This is a genomic window from Escherichia sp. E10V5, assembly GCF_004212315.1.
Taxonomy (GTDB): Bacteria; Pseudomonadota; Gammaproteobacteria; order Enterobacterales; family Enterobacteriaceae; genus Escherichia.
Genome location: NZ_RHJM01000019.1, coordinates 1 through 18,949, shown reverse-complemented (window position 1 = coordinate 18,949; position 18,949 = coordinate 1). Strand labels below are relative to the sequence as shown.

The 18,949-nt window shown below is 47.0% G+C and carries 18 protein-coding genes and 2 pseudogenes; 9 read left to right on the top strand and 11 right to left on the bottom strand.

Annotated features, from left to right (window positions below):
- Window positions 1-40: 40 nt before the first annotated feature.
- Both uraA and upp read right to left on the bottom strand, forming a co-directional pair.
- The gene (uraA, locus tag D9738_RS14510; RefSeq protein ID WP_130207461.1) at window positions 41-1,330 is read right to left on the bottom strand and encodes a uracil permease; all 1,290 of its coding nucleotides are present in this window, start codon (window positions 1,328-1,330) and stop codon (window positions 41-43) included.
- A gap of 88 nt (window positions 1,331-1,418) precedes the next feature.
- A complete protein-coding gene (upp, locus tag D9738_RS14505) occupies window positions 1,419-2,045 on the bottom strand; it encodes a uracil phosphoribosyltransferase (RefSeq protein WP_130207463.1) in 627 nt (208 codons plus the stop codon).
- Window positions 2,046-2,213: 168 nt separating this feature from the next.
- On the opposite strand from upp, the gene D9738_RS14500 reads away from it, so the two are divergent.
- Window positions 2,214-2,990 carry a hypothetical protein gene (locus tag D9738_RS14500; RefSeq protein ID WP_130207465.1) on the top strand — a complete coding sequence of 259 codons (777 nt, stop codon included), beginning with the start codon at window positions 2,214-2,216 and terminating at the stop codon, window positions 2,988-2,990.
- Window positions 2,991-3,020: 30 nt separating this feature from the next.
- Here the strand turns inward: D9738_RS14500 and D9738_RS14495 are convergent.
- Both D9738_RS14495 and D9738_RS25150 read right to left on the bottom strand, forming a co-directional pair.
- A pseudogene (locus D9738_RS14495) lies at window positions 3,021-3,368 on the bottom strand (family 1 glycosylhydrolase); the annotation flags it as partial.
- Window positions 3,361-3,465: pseudogene (locus D9738_RS25150) on the bottom strand (family 1 glycosylhydrolase); the annotation flags it as partial. The pseudogenes D9738_RS25150 and D9738_RS14495, both read right to left, overlap by 8 nt.
- A gap of 398 nt (window positions 3,466-3,863) precedes the next feature.
- On the opposite strand from D9738_RS25150, the gene purM reads away from it, so the two are divergent.
- From purM to ppx, 4 genes are all read left to right on the top strand, one after another.
- A complete protein-coding gene (purM, locus tag D9738_RS14485) occupies window positions 3,864-4,901 on the top strand; it encodes a phosphoribosylformylglycinamidine cyclo-ligase (protein ID WP_130207469.1) in 1,038 nt (345 codons plus the stop codon).
- Window positions 4,901-5,542 (top strand): phosphoribosylglycinamide formyltransferase, encoded by a 642-nt coding sequence (purN, locus tag D9738_RS14480; RefSeq protein ID WP_130260487.1) that lies wholly within the window; start codon window positions 4,901-4,903, stop codon window positions 5,540-5,542. The genes purM and purN overlap by 1 nt, the downstream gene beginning before the upstream one ends.
- Window positions 5,543-5,714: 172 nt before the next feature.
- Window positions 5,715-7,781 (top strand): polyphosphate kinase 1, encoded by a 2,067-nt coding sequence (ppk1, locus tag D9738_RS14475; protein ID WP_130207473.1) that lies wholly within the window; start codon window positions 5,715-5,717, stop codon window positions 7,779-7,781.
- A gap of 3 nt (window positions 7,782-7,784) precedes the next feature.
- Window positions 7,785-9,326, top strand: a complete 1,542-nt coding sequence (gene ppx / locus D9738_RS14470; protein ID WP_130260486.1) for an exopolyphosphatase — start codon at window positions 7,785-7,787, stop codon at window positions 9,324-9,326.
- A 44-nt stretch (window positions 9,327-9,370) separates the two neighbouring features.
- On the opposite strand, the gene D9738_RS14465 is transcribed toward ppx, so the two are convergent.
- Both D9738_RS14465 and D9738_RS24795 read right to left on the bottom strand, forming a co-directional pair.
- Window positions 9,371-11,614 carry a sensor domain-containing phosphodiesterase gene (locus D9738_RS14465; RefSeq protein ID WP_130207477.1) on the bottom strand — a complete coding sequence of 748 codons (2,244 nt, stop codon included), beginning with the start codon at window positions 11,612-11,614 and terminating at the stop codon, window positions 9,371-9,373.
- Window positions 11,615-11,795: 181 nt separating this feature from the next.
- Window positions 11,796-11,936, bottom strand: a complete 141-nt coding sequence (locus tag D9738_RS24795) for a hypothetical protein (protein ID WP_165383276.1) — start codon at window positions 11,934-11,936, stop codon at window positions 11,796-11,798.
- 28 nt (window positions 11,937-11,964) lie between these two features.
- Here D9738_RS24795 and D9738_RS14460 point away from each other — a divergent pair, with 28 nt between their 5' ends.
- From D9738_RS14460 to D9738_RS14450, 3 genes are all read left to right on the top strand, one after another.
- The gene (locus D9738_RS14460; protein WP_165383277.1) at window positions 11,965-12,156 is read left to right on the top strand and encodes a YfgG family protein; all 192 of its coding nucleotides are present in this window, start codon (window positions 11,965-11,967) and stop codon (window positions 12,154-12,156) included.
- A gap of 312 nt (window positions 12,157-12,468) precedes the next feature.
- Window positions 12,469-12,987: a glycine zipper 2TM domain-containing protein gene (locus D9738_RS14455; RefSeq protein ID WP_165382790.1), complete on the top strand. Its 519-nt coding sequence runs from the start codon at window positions 12,469-12,471 to the stop codon at window positions 12,985-12,987.
- 15 nt (window positions 12,988-13,002) lie between these two features.
- Complete coding sequence (locus D9738_RS14450) at window positions 13,003-13,542, top strand: DUF5384 family protein (protein WP_130207481.1); 540 nt, start codon at window positions 13,003-13,005, stop codon at window positions 13,540-13,542.
- Window positions 13,543-13,765: 223 nt separating this feature from the next.
- On the opposite strand, the gene D9738_RS14445 is transcribed toward D9738_RS14450, so the two are convergent.
- Genes D9738_RS14445 through D9738_RS14430 form a run of 4 tightly spaced genes read right to left on the bottom strand, consistent with a single transcriptional unit; the run spans window position 13,766 to window position 15,557 of the window.
- Window positions 13,766-14,266, bottom strand: a complete 501-nt coding sequence (locus tag D9738_RS14445) for a DUF2514 domain-containing protein (protein ID WP_130260485.1) — start codon at window positions 14,264-14,266, stop codon at window positions 13,766-13,768.
- The gene (locus tag D9738_RS14440) at window positions 14,263-14,889 is read right to left on the bottom strand and encodes a glycoside hydrolase family 19 protein (protein WP_130260484.1); all 627 of its coding nucleotides are present in this window, start codon (window positions 14,887-14,889) and stop codon (window positions 14,263-14,265) included. Before D9738_RS14440 ends, D9738_RS14445 begins: the two co-directional genes overlap by 4 nt.
- Window positions 14,879-15,166, bottom strand: a complete 288-nt coding sequence (locus D9738_RS14435; protein WP_130260483.1) for a phage holin family protein — start codon at window positions 15,164-15,166, stop codon at window positions 14,879-14,881. The genes D9738_RS14440 and D9738_RS14435 overlap by 11 nt, the downstream gene beginning before the upstream one ends.
- Window positions 15,153-15,557, bottom strand: coding sequence for a putative holin (locus tag D9738_RS14430; RefSeq protein ID WP_130260482.1), 405 nt, complete (start codon window positions 15,555-15,557; stop codon window positions 15,153-15,155). Before D9738_RS14430 ends, D9738_RS14435 begins: the two co-directional genes overlap by 14 nt.
- A 154-nt stretch (window positions 15,558-15,711) precedes the next feature.
- Here D9738_RS14430 and D9738_RS14425 point away from each other — a divergent pair, with 154 nt between their 5' ends.
- Entirely contained in the window at window positions 15,712-16,848 is a 1,137-nt protein-coding gene (locus D9738_RS14425; protein ID WP_165383338.1) for an acyltransferase, read from the top strand.
- 28 nt (window positions 16,849-16,876) lie between these two features.
- On the opposite strand, the gene D9738_RS24790 is transcribed toward D9738_RS14425, so the two are convergent.
- A partial coding sequence (locus D9738_RS24790) for a hypothetical protein (protein ID WP_165383337.1) occupies window positions 16,877-18,949 on the bottom strand: 2,073 nt, incomplete at its 5' end.

Below are 18,949 nucleotides of genomic sequence, written 5' to 3'. Positions count from 1 at the left end.
TCATGTTTGAACCGGGCAGCATTACTGCCCGGTCGCTACATTATTTTTCTGTTATATCGGCGTCTTCTGCATCCAACACCACTTCTTCCGGACGGAGCACGCTAATCAATTTAAAGATCAGGCTTAAGCCAATGCCGACGATGGTCGCCAACGCCATACCTTTCAGCTCTGCCGCACCGATGTTTACCTTCGCACCGCTGACACCGATGATCAGGATCACGGAAGTCAGGATCAAGTTCTGTGCTTTGTTGTAGTCCACTTTCGATTCAATAAGTACACGAATACCAGAAGCGCCGATGACACCGTAAAGCAGCAGCGAAACGCCGCCCATCACCGGCAGTGGGATCATCTGGATAGCCGCAGCCAGTTTACCAACACAGGAGAGCAGAATGGCGAAGATCGCCGCACCACCGATTACCCAGGTACTGTAGACTCGGGTGATCGCCATAACGCCGATGTTTTCCCCGTAGGTAGTGTTTGGCGTGGAACCAAAGAACCCGGAGATAACGGTCGACAGGCCATTAGCGAACATGGAACGGTGCAGGCCCGGATCGCGCAGCAGATCTTTTTTCACGATGTTAGCCGTTACCACCAGATGCCCCACGTGTTCGGCAATAACCACCAGCGCCGCAGGCAGAATGGTCAAAATGGCAAACCACTCAAAGCGCGGCGTGTAAAAGGTCGGCAGAGCAAACCAGTGAGCGTTAATAATCGGCGTGGTATCGACAATACCCATTGCGAAGGAGAGCGCGTACCCCACCAACACGCCAATCAAAATCGGGATAATCGCCAGGAAACCGCGGAACAGAACGGAACCTAAAACCGTAACCGCAAGGGTAGTAATGGAGATAATGATGGTTTTGGAATCTGGCATTTGCCCTTCAGTCGGGAGTAAGCCAGCCATGCCAGCGGCCACGCCCGCCAGCTCCAGACCGATGACAGCAACGATTGCCCCCATTGCAGCTGGAGGAAACAGCACATCCAGCCAGCCAGTCCCTGCTTTCTTCACAATAAAAGAAACCAGACAGAACAGCACGCCGCACATAATAAAGCCGCCCAGCGCGACTTCATAACCCAACGGCAACAGCAATAACACCGGAGAAATAAAGGCAAAGCTCGAACCAAGATAAGCCGGGATTTTCCCTTTACAGATGAAGAGATACAGCAGCGTTCCGATACCGTTAAATAACAGTACGGTCGCCGGGTTGATATGAAATAAGACGGGCACCAGGACGGTTGCACCAAACATGGCGAACAAATGTTGTAAACTAAGCGGGATTGTCTGTAAAAGTGGCGGTCTTTCACTCACCCCGATAGCACGGCGCGTCATAGTATTATCCTCTGTATATTATGTGTTATAGGCGCTTTACTCAAAAAAAAGCCGACTCTTAAAGTCGGCTTTAATTATTTTTTATTCGTTATTTCGTACCAAAGATTTTATCACCAGCATCGCCGAGGCCCGGGATAATGTATCCGTGCTCATTCAGCCCCTGGTCAATCGATGCGGTATACAGCTCGACGTCCGGATGCGCTTTTTCCAGCGCAGCGATACCTTCTGGCGCAGCCACCAGCACCAGCACTTTAATGCTGCTGCAGCCCGCTTTTTTCAGCAGGTCGATGGTCGCGATAACGGAACCACCGGTTGCCAACATTGGGTCAACGATCAGCGCCATACGCTCATCGATGTTAGAAACCAGTTTCTGGAAGTACGGTACCGGCTCCAGTGTTTCTTCATCACGGTACATACCGACTACGCTGATGCGCGCGCTCGGAACGTTTTCCAGAACACCGTCCATCATCCCCAGACCCGCACGCAGAATTGGCACCACGGTAATTTTTTTACCTTTGATCTGGTCAATTTCTACCGGGCCGTTCCAACCTTCGATAGTGACTTTTTCCGTTTCGAGGTCGGCGGTCGCTTCGTAAGTCAGCAGGCTACCCACTTCGGAAGCGAGTTCGCGAAAGCGCTTGGTGCTGATATCTTGCTCACGCATCAGTCCCAGCTTGTGTTTGACGAGTGGGTGTTTGACTTCCACGATCTTCATACTCTTTCTCCTTTGAGGGCAGCCACAAAAAAAATCGACGGATTATACCGCCATTCTTTTCATCGACAACATTTTTTTACTTGATGCTGATCAAGCATAGGCGGGGTTGCCAGGAATAGAGTAGCAAATCTCAGTACTCATCAGCTTTTGCGCCAGGATGCGCGAGACATGAAAAAACGGAAAAGTAAAAAAGAGCAAGCGTGGGCGGAAGCCTCTACTTTTGAGAAGGTGTTATACCGGAGCTATCAGGCAGCTTTTGTGATTTTTAGCCTGTGGACTGGCTGGGTGGTTTATGATGAAGTGCAGATGCGGCAAGACTCAGTTGCGACGATGTCGACGATTTACAATGTGCGTTTCATCTCACCGGAAGAAGCTGCAAGTAAAGGCTTATGTAAACTACATGGCCGGAACGCGAATTGCGATTTTCGATATACCTTCACCGTTGAATTTCAGGCGAGTGGACGCAAAAGAACAGCAGAATTTATTGATACATCCTGGAATCCCGGCAACAGAAAGTCTGTCTGTATCAATTATGTGAAAAGCAACCCCGAAATTGTAAAATTTTGCCACGCCTTCTGGTTCAAACTTCACAAAGGCTATTTTGGATTCCCCTTTGGCTTCTGGTCATTGACCATAATGGGTGCATTAGGCATCGCTGTAACCATTGCCGCTGAAAAAGTAAAACAGCGATTTCGGCGAGCATCTCAACCGCCACCAAAACAGCAGTGGTATCGGATTAGCGACAGGCAAACCGGACAGCTACTGTTGGAAACAAATAATAAAAAAGAGGTCAATATTCTGCTGAATCAAAAGAAAATAACCGCCATCAGAGGCGGGGGAAACAGCGAGATTGTGACGATCAACGGCAGGAAAATAGCGCGTTCCTGGGTTATTTACGAGGTGATTGAACGCAATTCCAGGCGCACGAAGAAAAAAGCATCCTAACGCGGCCAGCTTTCGCTGGTCGTTCCATGATTACAGCTTCTCGCCGTTAGAGACGATCACCTCTTTATACCAGTTGAACGATTTTTTACGGCTGCGTGCTAGCATGCCGTTACCTTCGTTATCTTTATCAACGTAAATAAAGCCGTAGCGTTTTTTCATCTCGTTAATATGGGCTGCGAGATAATCAATACGGTACTGGTCGTTCACCGTACCGTCGCTTTCCTGCACGTCGATCGAGCCAAAACCGTTCTCTACGATAAACAGCTGTAGCTGATAGTGGTCACAGAACCAGTTCAGCGAATAGCGCAGCCCTACCGGGTCAATCTGCCATCCCCAATAGAATTTATGCACGTATGGGTTAGAAACCAGGCTGGTTGTTTATCTCGTTAAAGGTCATCCAGTACTTCACTGGATGCTGATAATGGGTGAAGACAACCTGGGCAAAGCGCACGAAGAAGTCGATGAGTTTACGGTTACGCCTGCCGTCATTACATCAGCCACGTTTTCATAGCAAAGTTATCGAAGCGACGGATAGCGCCGCCCATTTTTAGCGCGGTGCCGCCAATATCAAATGCTGCAATGCCCATCGTTCTCATCCTTCCCGAATGGTAAAACGACACGCTGACTTCTCGTTTCCGCAAAAACAGAAACCGATTTCAGTTGCACCATGTGCATTCAACGCAACTGATGCAAGGACAAAAATGTACCCGGTTTCATTTTCGTGAATAGTATCAAAGTTGACCGCGTTCTCAGGCCGAACGGCAAAAATCCACCCCCTAAAAAATGGATGCACAATGGGCTCGCAAACGTTTGCTTAGACTGTTAGAATTGCGCCGATTTTTCTTGCTAACGCAAACGCGTGGAGACTTAGCAGTGACCGACAAAACCTCTCTCAGCTATAAAGATGCCGGTGTTGATATTGACGCAGGAAACGCTCTGGTTGACCGAATCAAGGGGACTGTGAAGAAAACCCGTCGCCCGGAAGTGATGGGGGGATTGGGTGGATTCGGCGCATTGTGCGCGCTGCCGCAAAAATATCGAGAACCCGTACTGGTTTCCGGCACTGACGGTGTAGGCACCAAGCTACGTCTGGCGATGGACTTAAAACGTCACGACACCATTGGTATTGATCTGGTCGCCATGTGCGTTAATGACCTGGTGGTGCAAGGCGCGGAACCGCTGTTTTTCCTCGACTATTACGCAACCGGAAAACTGGATGTTGATACCGCTTCAGCGGTGATCAGCGGCATCGCGGAAGGTTGTCTGCAATCGGGCTGTTCGCTGGTGGGTGGCGAAACGGCAGAAATGCCGGGGATGTATCACGGCGAAGATTACGATGTCGCTGGTTTCTGTGTTGGGGTGGTAGAAAAATCAGAAATCATCGACGGTTCTAAAGTTAGCGACGGCGATGTGCTCATTGCGCTCGGCTCCAGCGGCCCGCACTCGAACGGTTACTCGCTGGTACGCAAAATTCTCGAAGTCAGCGGTTGCGACCCGCAAACTACAGAGCTGGACGGAAAACCTTTAGCCGATCATCTGCTGGCGCCAACCCGTATTTATGTGAAGTCAGTGCTGGAATTGATTGAAAAGGTTGATGTTCACGCCATTGCGCACCTGACCGGCGGCGGTTTCTGGGAAAACATTCCTCGCGTATTACCAGAAAACACTCAGGCAGTGATTGATGAATCCTCCTGGCAGTGGCCGGAAGTGTTCAACTGGCTGCAAACGGCAGGTAACGTCAGCCGCCATGAAATGTATCGTACCTTCAACTGCGGCGTCGGGATGGTTATCGCCCTGCCTGCTCCGGAAGTGGACAAAGCTCTCGCCCTGCTCAATGCCAACGGTGAAAACGCGTGGAAAATCGGTATCATCAAAGCTTCTGATTCCGAACAACGCGTGGTTATCGAATAATGAATATTGTGGTGCTTATTTCCGGCAACGGAAGTAATTTGCAGGCAATTATTGATGCCTGTAAAACCAACAAAATTAAAGGCACCCTACGGGCAGTTTTCAGCAATAAGGCCGACGCGTTCGGCCTTGAGCGCGCCCGCAAAGCAGGTATCGCAACGCATACGCTAATTGCCAGCCAATTTGACAGTCGGGAAGACTATGATCGGGAGTTGATGCACGAAATCGACATGTACGCACCCGATGTAGTAGTTCTGGCCGGTTTTATGCGCATTCTCAGCCCAGCGTTTGTTTCCCACTACGCCGGACGTTTGCTAAACATTCACCCTTCCCTGCTACCGAAATATCCCGGCTTGCATACCCATCGTCAGGCGCTGGAAAATGGCGATGAAGAACACGGTACATCAGTGCATTTCGTCACCGATGAGCTGGACGGCGGCCCGGTGATTTTGCAGGCTAAAGTTCCGGTTTTTGCCGGTGATACGGAAGATGAAATCACCGCTCGCGTGCAAACTCAGGAACATGCTATTTACCCGCTGGTCATTAGCTGGTTTGTTGATGGTCGTCTGAAGATGCATGAAAACGCCGCGTGGCTGGATGATCAGCGTCTTCCACCGCAGGGCTACGCTGCCGACGACGAGTAATCTTCCGCATATTTAAAGCGCCAGCGCTACTGCTGGCGCTTCTCATTTCTCCTGTAAATCGCAGGCTTCAGCAGTTTTTTTCCCCCTTTTCTGGCATAGTTGGACATCTGCCAACATTGCTCGCCATAATATCCAGGCAGTGTCCCGTGAATAAAACGGAGTAAAAGTGGTAATGGGTCAGGAAAAGCTATACATCGAGAAAGAGCTCAGTTGGTTATCGTTCAATGAACGCGTGCTTCAGGAAGCGGCGGACAAATCTAACCCGCTGATTGAAAGGATGCGTTTTCTTGGGATCTATTCCAATAACCTTGATGAGTTCTATAAAGTTCGCTTCGCTGAACTGAAGCGACGGATCATTATTAGCGAAGAACAAGGTTCTAACTCTCATTCCCGCCATTTGCTGGGCAAAATTCAATCCCGCGTGCTGAAAGCCGATCAAGAATTTGACGGCCTTTACAATGAACTGCTACTGGAGATGGCGCGTAACCAGATCTTCCTGATTAATGAACGCCAACTCTCCGTTAATCAACAAAACTGGCTGCGTCATTATTTTAAGCAGTATCTGCGTCAGCACATTACGCCGATTTTAATCAATCCTGACACTGACTTAGTGCAGTTTCTGAAAGATGATTATACCTATCTGGCGGTGGAGATAATTCGTGGCGATACCATCCGTTACGCGCTGCTGGAGATCCCATCGGATAAAGTTCCGCGCTTTGTGAATTTGCCGCCGGAAGCACCGCGTCGACGCAAGCCAATGATTTTATTGGATAACATTCTGCGTTACTGCCTTGATGATATCTTCAAAGGCTTCTTTGATTATGACGCGCTGAATGCCTATTCGATGAAGATGACCCGCGACGCCGAATACGATTTAGTACACGAGATGGAAGCCAGCCTGATGGAGCTGATGTCTTCCAGTCTGAAACAGCGTTTAACCGCAGAGCCAGTACGTTTTGTTTATCAGCGTGATATGCCTAACGCGCTGGTTGAAGTGTTGCGTGAGAAACTGACTATTTCCCGTTACGACTCAATCGTCCCTGGCGGTCGTTACCACAATTTTAAAGACTTTATTAATTTCCCTAATGTCGGCAAAGCGAATCTGGTTAACAAACCACTGCCGCGTTTACGCCATATCTGGTTTGATAAAGCCCAGTTCCGCAACGGTTTTGATGCCATTCGCGAACGCGATGTTCTGCTCTATTACCCTTATCACACCTTTGAGCATGTACTGGAACTGTTGCGTCAGGCCTCGTTCGATCCGAGCGTGCTGGCGATTAAAATCAACATTTACCGTGTGGCAAAAGATTCACGCATCATCGACTCGATGATCCACGCAGCGCACAACGGCAAGAAAGTGACCGTGGTGGTTGAACTACAGGCACGTTTTGACGAAGAAGCTAACATTCATTGGGCGAAGCGACTAACCGAAGCTGGCGTGCACGTTATCTTCTCTGCGCCGGGGCTGAAAATTCACGCCAAACTGTTCCTGATTTCACGTAAAGAAAACGGTGAAGTCGTCCGTTACGCGCATATCGGGACCGGGAACTTTAACGAAAAAACCGCACGTCTTTATACCGACTATTCGCTGCTGACCGCCGATGCGCGCATCACCAACGAAGTGCGGCGGGTGTTCAACTTTATTGAAAACCCATACCGTCCGGTGACATTTGATTATTTAATGGTGTCGCCGCAAAACTCCCGCCGTCTGTTGTATGAAATGGTGGATCGCGAGATCGCCAACGCACAACAAGGGCTGCCCAGCGGTATTACTCTGAAACTGAATAACCTGGTCGATAAAGGACTGGTCGATCGTCTGTATGCGGCATCCAGTTCCGGCGTGCCGGTAAATCTGCTGGTACGCGGGATGTGTTCGTTGATCCCCAATCTGGAAGGCATTAGCGACAATATTCGTGCTATCAGCATTGTTGACCGTTACCTTGAACATGATCGGGTATATATTTTTGAAAATGGTGGCGATAAAAAGGTTTACCTCTCTTCCGCCGACTGGATGACGCGCAACATTGATTATCGTATTGAAGTGGCAACGCCGCTGCTCGACCCGCGCCTGAAGCAGCGGGTACTGGATATCGTAGATATTCTGTTCAGCGATACGGTGAAAGCACGTTATATCGATAAAGAACTCAGTAATCGCTACGTTCCCCGCGGTAATCGCCGGAAAGTTCGGGCGCAGTTGGCGATCTACGACTACATAAAATCACTCGAACAACCAGAATAACCTATGCCAATACACGACAAATCCCCTCGCCCGCAGGAGTTTGCTGCGGTCGATCTTGGTTCAAACAGTTTCCACATGGTTATTGCCCGTGTGGTGGATGGCGCCATGCAGATTATTGGCCGCCTGAAACAACGGGTACACCTGGCAGATGGTCTGGGGCCAGATAATATGTTGAGTGAGGAGGCGATGACGCGTGGTTTAAGCTGTCTGTCGCTGTTTGCCGAGCGCTTGCAAGGTTTCTCTCCCTCTAGTGTCTGCATTGTCGGGACACATACACTGCGTCAGGCGCTGAACGCTACTGATTTTCTGAAACGCGCCGAAAAGGTTATTCCCTATCCGATTGAAATTATTTCCGGCAACGAAGAGGCTCGTCTGATTTTTATGGGGGTGGAACATACCCAGCCGGAAAAAGGTCGCAAACTGGTTATTGATATTGGCGGCGGCTCAACGGAGCTGGTAATTGGAGAAAATTTCGAACCGATTCTCGTCGAAAGCCGCCGGATGGGTTGCGTTAGCTTTGCCCAGCTTTATTTTCCGGGCGGAGTCATCAATAAAGAGAATTTTCAGCGCGCACGCATGGCGGCTGCACAAAAACTGGAAACATTAACCTGGCAATTCCGTATTCAGGGCTGGAACGTTGCTATGGGGGCTTCCGGCACCATTAAAGCCGCCCACGAAGTGTTGCTGGAAATGGGCGAGAAAGACGGCATCATCACACCAGAGCGCCTCGATAAACTGGTGAAAGAAGTTTTACGGCATCGTAACTTCTCGGCGTTAAGTTTGCCGGGTCTTTCGGAAGAACGTAAAACAGTTTTTGTTCCTGGTCTGGCTATTTTGTGTGGTGTATTTGATGCCTTAGCTATTCGTGAACTGCGGCTTTCTGACGGGGCGCTGCGTGAAGGCGTTTTGTATGAAATGGAAGGACGTTTCCGCCATCAGGATGTGCGTAGCCGCACCGCCAGCAGTCTGGCCAACCAGTATCACATTGACAGTGAACAGGCCCGACGGGTGCTCGACACAACTATGCAAATGTACGAACAATGGCGGGAACAGCAACCGAAGCTGGCGCATCCACAACTGGAAGCATTACTGCGCTGGGCCGCCATGCTACATGAAGTCGGATTAAGCATTAATCATAGCGGCCTTCATCGCCATTCTGCGTATATCTTGCAAAACAGCGACTTGCCAGGGTTTAATCAGGAACAACAACTGATGATGGCGACGCTGGTGCGTTATCATCGTAAAGCGATTAAGCTCGACGATTTGCCACGCTTTACGCTGTTTAAGAAAAAACAGTTCCTGCCGTTAATTCAACTGTTGCGTCTTGGCGTATTACTTAACAATCAACGTCAGGCAACCACAACACCGCCGACATTGACTCTGATTACTGATGATAGCCACTGGACGTTACGTTTTCCGCATGACTGGTTTAGCCAGAACGCGCTGGTATTGCTTGATCTGGAAAAGGAGCAAGAATACTGGGAAGGCGTGAATGGCTGGCGGTTAAAAATTGAAGAAGAAAGCACGCCGGAAATCGCGGCTTAATATGAAATGAAAACGGGCCAACCTGTTGCGTTGGCCCAAATGAATTACGCGCTTTCTCGAACAGGTTCTCTTTCAGCCGTAATCGCAATTAACGGCTGCGGTTCACCAATCAAAAAGCCTTGCAGGTAATCAATACCCAAAGAGTGTACGGCTTTGCGAATCTCTTCATTTTCAACATACTCCGCAACCACTTGCATTTTCTTCATTCGTGCCAGATGACAAATCGATGCCACTATCTGGTAATCCAGACTATTCGAGGCAATATTACGGATGAAGCTGCCATCAATTTTTAATAAATTGGCATTCACATTTTTTAGCCGCGCATAACTTGCGTATCCGGTGCCGAAATCATCAATAGCAATCTGGCATCCTAACTCCTGAAGATGTTGTAACGTATTCTGTGCCTGCTTAACATTGGTAAGGGCATTACTTTCGGTGACTTCAAAGATAAGCTGCCACGCCTCTATTTGGTATTTCGCTAATAACTTACTAATTTTAACAGGAAAGCGGGCCTGACAAACTGAAGTTGGCGACAAATTAATCGCAAATCGTTGGGCGGGCATTTTCTCTTTATTTTCCGCCATAAATTGCAATGTATGTTCGATGACCCACATGTCGATACTGGACGATAAGCCAAATTCATGCGCAACCGGCAAGAAATTATCAGGATTGATGAGTTCATCATTCTCCCCTCGCATACGCAGCAAAATTTCATGATAGATATCGCCGCGCACTCCAGTAATTGGCTGGGCCATAAGGCAAAAATCGTCGTGCTCAAGCGCCTGCTGTAGCCGATTCATCATTGCCACTTTGTCTTTTAATTCTCGCTGCAGATACATTGCTCCGCGACGCTGCATATTTTCCGGGGCATTAGTCACTATAGAGAGTTCAGCAACCGTACTTAACTCGCCTAACAGCAAATAAATATGATTCACTGGCGAACGGACATAGCAATAGCTGACACCAATCTGTGGTTGCAATGGCATATCATCCCAAAAGAAACGAAACTGCTTAAGATGGTTATCCAATGCGATAATGCGCTCCTGGTGAGACTCTGTATTCAGTCGCAGCGCGAGATCATTGCCAGAAAGCTGATAAACGTCTTCTCCGGGTTCCAGTAAAGGTGCCAGCCAATGTGAAAGCTTTTGTTTGTATTGGATACGCAGCATGATGCCATAGTTCTTTACCAGCATTTCCATACCGGGAATGCGTAAAAAACATAGCGCGGACCAGGGCGCATCACGCAACGCGCGATTCAAAGCTCGAACATTCGGCAGATGAACAACCGGGTCCACGTAAGCCAGTCGCTGAATGCGTTTGGTCACCGCTCGTTGACGCGTTGCCAGAACCGCCATGTAATTGACGATAAAAGAAAATACCAGATAGCTGGAGGAGGTTATGGTTAGTTGAGTGGTATACCCATGATAAAGGGGAATATAATTCTGGTAGCTATGGATACTGATCATCAGCACTATTGCCCAGAGCAACGAGATCAGCTTGTAGCCATAACGCATCGCTCCCCACATCATCAGCGGCAGCAATAACGACAAGGTATAGTTGGTGCTGAAAATTGTGCTTTTTTCATTTAAAGGCATACATAGCAGAAATAACAATGCGCCCAGAGCAAGCAACCACAGCGCGAACTCTTTTTTTGTAACTTTACTGTCAATCTGTTGTTTTAATTGAGAATAATAGCTTCGTAAATAAAATGGATTTCGTACAGAACGAACGATGAAGTAGCAAAGCGGGACGCCTATCAGATTACCCACCAGTAAAGCCTGATAATTAATTAAGGTTCCCAGATTAAAGGGCATGACGCCAACCAGATTTGTTCTGTTCGCCAGTAAACCTACAAACGCCGCAAACTGGAAGAGCACCAGAAACAACGTTGCAGGGAAAACAATCTGCCAAAAAATGCGCTGGGAAATTAAGCGGGTATCGCCATGTGAAACGTTGTTACGTCGGGGAGTAAACACCCTGTAGCCGCCCCAACAAAGAATGATAATGATAATGAAATTAACCGTTAACGAGAGCGTTTCATAAAAACCAAGCTCGGCATACTTGCGAATAAAAATCCCTAAAGCAATACCTGGCAATGCTGCCCAGCTAAAAAACATCATCATACTGATCATCAGCGCTAGCGGCAGATAAAAGAGAAAAACTTCACCAGAAGAAATATGTGCGTACGTATTTATATGGGCAAAAACAGGCAAGATTATAGACGGCAGGATCAGCGGAAGCCCCCACCATTTATCACGTATATTTATATAAGTTGCATTCAGTTTCATAGATGCTCAGCAGAACCCCTTACATCCTGAAAGGGTGTATTCAGACAGGCATCCCACCTGACTTCGATGGATGATTATTCATCGCAATTAAGGAGCATTGATTCTAATTGTCATATGAAAGTTCCAATTGATATATATCAAACAAAATTACCCTGTTCAATGAATTATTACGTTTATCATGTTAACCCGTCATTATTACATCATTATTGTAAATAATTAAATTAACTTCCATAACATTAAAATATGTATCAACTGACGCTTTTTTACATAATGAACAATTGACCATTGCGCCCGGGTATGCCTTAATGTAAGTACCGTCCATGGCATGGACATACTTTGAGGAACCCTTTGTGAGTCAGCCAACCAGTATGCGAAAACGACACCGATTTAACAGTCGCATGACTCGTATCGTATTGCTTATCAGCTTTCTCTTCTTCTTTGGCCGCTTTATCTACTCCTCCGTTGGCGCCTGGCAGCATCATCAGAGCAAAAAAGAAGCTCAGCAATCCACATTCTCTATCGAATCCCCGGTACAACGTTAGCGGTTACCTTCGTCACCTTTACTGAACAAGACGGCTCAATGCTGTCAGATACGGTTGCTCTTTGTTGTTATCAAAGCGGCAGGCATTTATTTATCTAAATTTTTACCTCTTTGTTCTGATTTCGAATCATTCTGCAATAAGACGCAATGTATATTAAACATAATATATATGTTTTTATTATGCGTTAATGCATATATATTTATTCAATGAATTTAAATAAATTTAATCTATTCCTTCATAGTCTATACATTTACTTTCCTCTTTCGATGATCTTAAATGTCTTGTTTTTCGTAAAGTCTATAACAAGGAATAGTGATGAAATTTAAAAAATGTCTTCTGCCTGTGGCAATTTTAGCGTCATTCATGTTGGCAGGATGCCAATCAAATGCTGACGATCATGCCGCCGATGTTTATCAAACTGATCAACTGAATACCAAGCAAGAAACTAAAACCGTTAATATCATTTCCATTCTTCCCGCAAAAGTTGCCGTAGACAACTCCCAAAATAAACGGAACGCACAAGCCTTCGGCGCACTTATTGGCGCAGTCGCTGGCGGCGTTATCGGCCACAACGTCGGGTCTGGCAGTAATTCCGGAACGACGGCAGGTGCAGTTGGCGGCGGAGCTGTAGGCGCAGCAGCAGGTTCTATGGTGAATGATAAAACCTTAGTGGAAGGTGTTTCTTTAACTTATAAGGAAGGCACCAAAGTGTATACATCCACACAGGTGGGTAAAGAATGCCAGTTTACGACGGGTTTAGCTGTCGTTATTACCACAACGTATAACGAAACGCGTATTCAGCCAAATACCAAATGTCCTGAAAAGAGCTAATAATCAGGAGGAGTCATGAAGAAAGTTTTTCTTTGCGCCATCTTAGCCTCCTTAAGCTATCCGGCTGCCGCCTCATCATTGCAGGATCAACTCTCGGCTGTCGCAGAAGCGGAACAGCAAGGTAAAAATGAAGAGCAAAGGCAGCATGACGAATGGGTCGCGGAGCGCAACAGGGAAATTCAACAAGAGAAACAGCGTCGCGCAAACGCTCAGGCCGCCGCCAATAAAAGAGCGGCGGCAGCAGCAGCGGATAAGAAAGCTCGCCAGGATAAACTGGACGCCGAAGCCACTGCGGATAAAAAACGCGATCAAAGTTATGAAGATGAGCTGCGCAGCTTAGAGATTCAGAAACAAAAACTGGCGCTGGCGAAAGAAGAAGCCCGCGTTAAGCGCGAGAACGAATTTATCGATCAGGAGCTGAAGCACAAAGCCGCGCAAACTGATGTCGTGCAATCTGAAGCTGACGCTAACAGGAATGTGACAGAAGGTGGTCGCGATTTGATGAAAAGCGTGGGTAAAGCAGAAGAGAATAAATCGGACAGTTGGTTTAATTAATCGCTGTCAGTAACTTCAAGCCTATGATTCGTGAGGATTACAGGCTTTTTTATATTGCTAACTTTAGTCAGCAATATAAAAAACCCTCTGTAGCAACAGAGGGTTTTGTTCATTCATAGTGCAGGAATTAAATCATTCCACTCAATTATTTACGGTAAGCATAACCAATTGAATGGTAACAACTTTATTAAATCCGTTTTTTGGCGTACCGTTTTATATACCGTCACCGGGAAACTGTGACCTGTTTCGTCAGGGTGTCGTACTGACGTTCGCAGACCCGCCCGGCTTCGGCTGCCCGGTCAGCGTATTCTGCCAGGACTCGGTTTCTTTCGAGAGATTGGCGGAGCACGTCGGCAAGCAAAATTCCGGTGTCTGCGGCTGACGGCCCAGCGCCGACAGTGGCGTTATACTGCCTGAGCTGCTTGTCGATGGCAATGAGCTGCTGCTGCAACCTGCCAGCGCGAGCGGCAGCATCAAGAGCATCATTGCGCGCCTGGTCGATCCTTTGCTGAGCTTCACGTTCATTGGTCGCTTTCTCCTGCTCATCCTTCTGGCGAGTTTTATCATCTTCGGCTTTACGGTCTGCCTTTGCCTGTGCATATCCGGCATCATACTGTTGGCTGCCGTGAACCTTCCATGCAACGATGCCACCGACTACCAGCGCAGAGAGCAACACAACAATGATCAGCTGCCTCCAGTACGCTTTTATGAATGCCAAAATCATACCAGCGCCTTTTTCGCAGCAGCATAGCGCGCCCGGCGGTCATCAATTCCGTTCTGGCCACCGTTGATAATCTGCGTGACTCGCACCAGGTCACCGGTATATTTCAGGCAGCCATTCACAGAGTAGAACCAGGCAGCGCTGCGGGCGGCATACGCATCCTGTGCCAGCAGTTCAGGCTGAGACACCAGATCGGCTTTGATAGCGTTCCCGCAGGCGCGATAATTGTTCAGGCCAGTGATCTGAATAAGCCCACGCCCACGGTAGAACCATCCATCAGTCGGGCCCTTGTTTCCCATGCGCTTGCTGTACACCAGATTGGCGATCGCACGCTGGCACTCCAGAGGAAGCGACGGCTCACCCTGGCGGCGGCCAAGCGCATTCGCCTGCTGTTGAGTAATGCGCCCGGTGCGAATGAAGTCAGCAAGACCAGCAACGCTGTAGTTGAAGCTCTCCACCAGGCGCGTAAAGCCTGTACTCTCATGCCCGGTCTGCGCGATAAACATCGCCTGATCGTCAGGATTAGTAATGCCAAACTCCTGCATGGCGGCGGTAATGTGTGGATGCCAGCGCGTCGCCAGCTCAGTACTGATACCAGCAGCGCGCTGGAACTGGTTAATGTCCATGTTGAGACCTCGTTAATTTGAATATCTGAACCACATTCCCCTTGGTTTTAATAAGCGCAGCAAGGAACACCGCTTTAATGATTACCTCTGACCAATCTGCGCTGATGTAATAGCCATAGAATGTGCGGATAGGGACGCTGGCGGCGGAGACAATTAGCAGGTATGCGAGCCATCCACCCCAGCGGCGATGGCGTGACCCGTCACGACGAAACAGAAGAACGCGAATGGCTATAGCGCCGCAGATAACAGCGTTAAGAATGAGTTCAGGACTGGTCATCGTCTTTTCTCCCCGGGATAAGGTCGCGCGGATTTTCAGAACGGTGATACAACCAGACGCCAAACCTGACAGCCACGATTGAAGAGACGAAAGCACCGGCAGAGAACACAACACCTTTTTCGAACATGTCAGATGTTACGCCGGGGAGGATGGCTGCGAAGCCAATGAGAATGGTTGCCGTTGGTTTGTAGAAGAGGAGGCCGCAGAAGAAGCTGATGACAGCCAGGAGCAAGCGCCGCTTTATCGGATACTCTGCCGCAAAGGTAACAAAAATTACCGCACCCGCCAGACCACCGATCACCACCTCAGACGGAACGCCAACCAACCAGGCACCAAGAGCACACAAGCTAAGCCCATGATTGATGTCTGAAACCGTCATGGATGCAGACATAGTGACCACCGTAAAGTATGCATAATGAACCCCCCTTAGTTTGTGAGTTTATGATACATGATAATCCTTATACGGATAGATTTCGTTCGGATTGTTCCTATCGAAATTACCTAAAGGGTGATAAAATGTTTATTTACTTTTTACAATGGCGAGAATGATGTACTTCGATAATTTGGTATTAATCACAATTTTTACGATCTGCATTGTCGTTGCAAGCTTTGTTTTTAACTCTGCTGAAATAAATACCAGCAATAACAGAAACATAACTATTGATGGTTTCAGAGGGCTATTGGCACCAATGGTGCTTCTTCATCACTTCGTCTTGACGTACAACTGGAAGGCTGAAGGAACATGGGCAGTAAATAGTCTATTTGTTGGAAATCTTGGATCAATTCCTGTTTCACTTTTTTTCATGATTACCGGGTACCTTTTTGTAGGCAAAATATCTAAAGGTGTAAGATCGTGGCCTGAGTTAGCGGCTGGCAGGATATTCAGAATATATCCATTATACATCCTCATGCTGGCAATAATATACAGCGTTTACTTTGTTACATATGATGGGGAGACCTCGCTATCTTCTCTTGTTAAATCTTTAGCTGCCGGAATGGCTTTCTTCCTTCAGCCTCTTAATGGGTACAACATTGGCAGAAGCATCAGCGGCGTGCAGTGGACTTTATTCTATGAGGCTCTGTTTTACATATCACTCCCACTACTAAGCCTTATCATTAAAAAAGGTGGTTCCTCAAAAATATACGGCGCACTGTCCGCTGTTGTTTTGATTTTATGTCTTTATGCAACGTCTGTGCGCTACGAGCTATTCATTTTATTTGCGATAGGTGGGATTGCATATTACGTGACTAAGCTAAAAATCAATTTCTTAAAAAGTAATACATGTTCTATTTTTGCAATTATTATATGCGCCATAGCATTTACACAGACTCCTAGCTACTCTTTATATCAAATGCTGCTTGTTGGAATGCTTTTCATTTTAATTTCATCTGGAAATGATATCTTTGGCGCTCTTCGCAAAAATGGCCTAGTTTATTTAGGAGACATAAGCTACAGCATATACCTTACTCATGGATTTATACTGTACTCAGCATTTACTGTTTTTAATATTTATGATTTTTATGGCGTTACCAGAACAGAATTCTATGCTTTATTCCCGATGATATTATTTGTTACTGTAATAGCATCAATAATTACATACAAAATGGTTGAAACCCCATTCATAAAAACTGGGAAAAACCTAAGCGCAACATTGCTAAAAAAGAATACAACAACTATCTAAAAAAATGGCCCTTAACGGGCCATTTTTTTTATGATGTTCTAAAGATAGACGTATCTCTGTACTCCCACCACTCTGGCTGAGTCCGCCCAGAGATAGCCCCTCCAACAGGGCAGGTATTACCATGGCAGTAAACGGCACGGGAGCCAAGATCAACGGTTGATGCCGTAGTGATATGGCTATCGTAATAATACCATTGTTCACCACTGCTAGATCCTCCACACAAAGCAGCAGAGATATCGCAGTTTTTTAGGTATACCTTTATGGCGTTTAAGCTCCCTGCTGAGTTAAGCGCTCCAATAGTGCAGCGCCTAAATTCCCATTTATCGTTCACAGTTCCACTGAGAGTACCTGATACTGGTCCAATATTATCTTCGAAAAGAACCCGGTTTGTTATATTTGACCCATCAGAGCCTGGTTGGGCCAGGCTCATTGTGATCCCACCAGTAGTAAAATCACATTCCCGAACGGTGAAATTCACTGTTTTAGCTACGTAATTAGTTGTCTTCACCCCTGGGATCTGAAGGTTCAGCCTCAGGCCGCCAAATCCTGAAACATCAGCTTTAATGCGCTCGATAAGAACATCATCTGCAAGGCGCCATTGCATTGATGGACTTGAAGGGTTTGCGAACCATACAGGTGCAATGATCACGCTTGCTGGCGCGCGGTCAATCAAAGCTTTGTATATGGTAACGTCTTGAACAATTATCTTCTTACCGAGATAAGCATACGGGCGCGTATAATCCATAGTATTCGGGTAACCACCTGCCATATATACCAGAATAAAAGGGTTTGGTAGCCCATTGGCATACACTTTAACTCTTCTTACAGTTACATCCCCTTCCCACCCCTGACCGTAATCCTGTCTGCACCCTACTAGATATTCTGCTGCTGCTGCACCACCTGAGTACCAGTACTCGATGTCTTCCACAAGAAGTTGCCCACCTCCAGTAAGATGGATGCCGCCAGCAATAGTAGTAAAGTCAACGTTGCTGGTTACCCCCTGCAACTTACAATCTCGTACTGTCATGTTCCAGGCCATCGCATGAGCACCAAAGGCATTAGCAATGGTGCATTTCTCGATGACTGTGTCGCGCATAAAATTGCCATCAACAAATGCCCACCCGTAAGGGAATGCACAGTTATGGATGTGAACAAATGCAGTGCTAAACAGGCTTATTGCGTACTGACTGCTTTCTGCAAAGTTATTACTTGCCAGCAAGGATTCGATCTCTATGAATGCACATTGCGAAATGGATAAAAAAGAGTGTGCTACCATAGATGTTGAGCGGTGGTCATATGCACCACCAATAAATTTCACATTATTCCTGCTACACTGAACGATATTTTCTATGCGTGCTGTACCAGGGTAAGATCCTGTTAATACAACTTTTGGCAGATAACATGTAATGCGATTAGTTAATGGTTTAACGCTCGCGGTAACCGTTCCATTCAATGCATAAAGTGAAGGTGTGCTCCTGAAAATGCTTCTGTCAGTCGCAGTAAGCACCAGTGTATCTGTTTTTCTGATTACCTGTCCAGTTGATCTGAGATAAGCCCTGTCATTCACATTATCTTCAGCAACATAGGAAAATGTGCATTGCCCAAATTGCAGTAAAATGCTTGACGTATCCTGATTGATACTAGTTAACCCAGCATTAAACCCAGTTAAAACTTGTTCATTTGGTTCAGTAACTCGGAGAACAGATCCATTATTTGTGATTGTGGTATCAACAACAGAAAGGTCTAAGTTGATGGTTAACTTGCTCATATCATAAGCAACATCAAATGTGCTTACCTGAGATGAGATCTTAATTTCACCGTAACAAATCGCGTTAAATTTTAGGTAAGAAAGGGTTCTGAAATACTTGCTAATCTGGCTGGTTACATCAACGTTGGAGACCACATCGCACCATGAAGAAAGATCATTTACTTCCTTACCATTTAGCAATCCTACACAATACCAAAGAGGATCTAGAGCTGGATTTGTTCCAGGAGTTACGAACAATGGAAATGCTCCGGTGTAAAACCACCACAGCCCGGTATCATCTTGAACGACCTGACGCGAATTACTGAGACTTGCACTGGAGTGCCCCCAAGCCCG

Bases quoted from the DNA above. Each gene is read 5' to 3' on its own strand.
- uraA (WP_130207461.1), bottom strand. From the start codon at position 1,330: ATGACGCGCCGTGCTATCGGGGTGAGTGAAAGACCGCCACTTTTACAG.
- upp (WP_130207463.1), bottom strand. From the start codon at position 2,045: ATGAAGATCGTGGAAGTCAAACACCCACTCGTCAAACACAAGCTGGGA.
- D9738_RS14500 (WP_130207465.1), top strand. From the start codon at position 2,214: ATGAAAAAACGGAAAAGTAAAAAAGAGCAAGCGTGGGCGGAAGCCTCT.
- purN (WP_130260487.1), top strand. From the start codon at position 4,901: ATGAATATTGTGGTGCTTATTTCCGGCAACGGAAGTAATTTGCAGGCA.
- ppk1 (WP_130207473.1), top strand. From the start codon at position 5,715: ATGGGTCAGGAAAAGCTATACATCGAGAAAGAGCTCAGTTGGTTATCG.
- ppx (WP_130260486.1), top strand. From the start codon at position 7,785: ATGCCAATACACGACAAATCCCCTCGCCCGCAGGAGTTTGCTGCGGTC.
- D9738_RS14465 (WP_130207477.1), bottom strand. From the start codon at position 11,614: ATGAAACTGAATGCAACTTATATAAATATACGTGATAAATGGTGGGGG.
- D9738_RS24795 (WP_165383276.1), bottom strand. From the start codon at position 11,936: ATGGACGGTACTTACATTAAGGCATACCCGGGCGCAATGGTCAATTGT.
- D9738_RS14450 (WP_130207481.1), top strand. From the start codon at position 13,003: ATGAAGAAAGTTTTTCTTTGCGCCATCTTAGCCTCCTTAAGCTATCCG.
- D9738_RS14445 (WP_130260485.1), bottom strand. From the start codon at position 14,266: ATGATTTTGGCATTCATAAAAGCGTACTGGAGGCAGCTGATCATTGTT.
- D9738_RS14440 (WP_130260484.1), bottom strand. From the start codon at position 14,889: ATGGACATTAACCAGTTCCAGCGCGCTGCTGGTATCAGTACTGAGCTG.
- D9738_RS14435 (WP_130260483.1), bottom strand. From the start codon at position 15,166: ATGACCAGTCCTGAACTCATTCTTAACGCTGTTATCTGCGGCGCTATA.
- D9738_RS14430 (WP_130260482.1), bottom strand. From the start codon at position 15,557: ATGTCTGCATCCATGACGGTTTCAGACATCAATCATGGGCTTAGCTTG.
- D9738_RS14425 (WP_165383338.1), top strand. From the start codon at position 15,712: ATGATGTACTTCGATAATTTGGTATTAATCACAATTTTTACGATCTGC.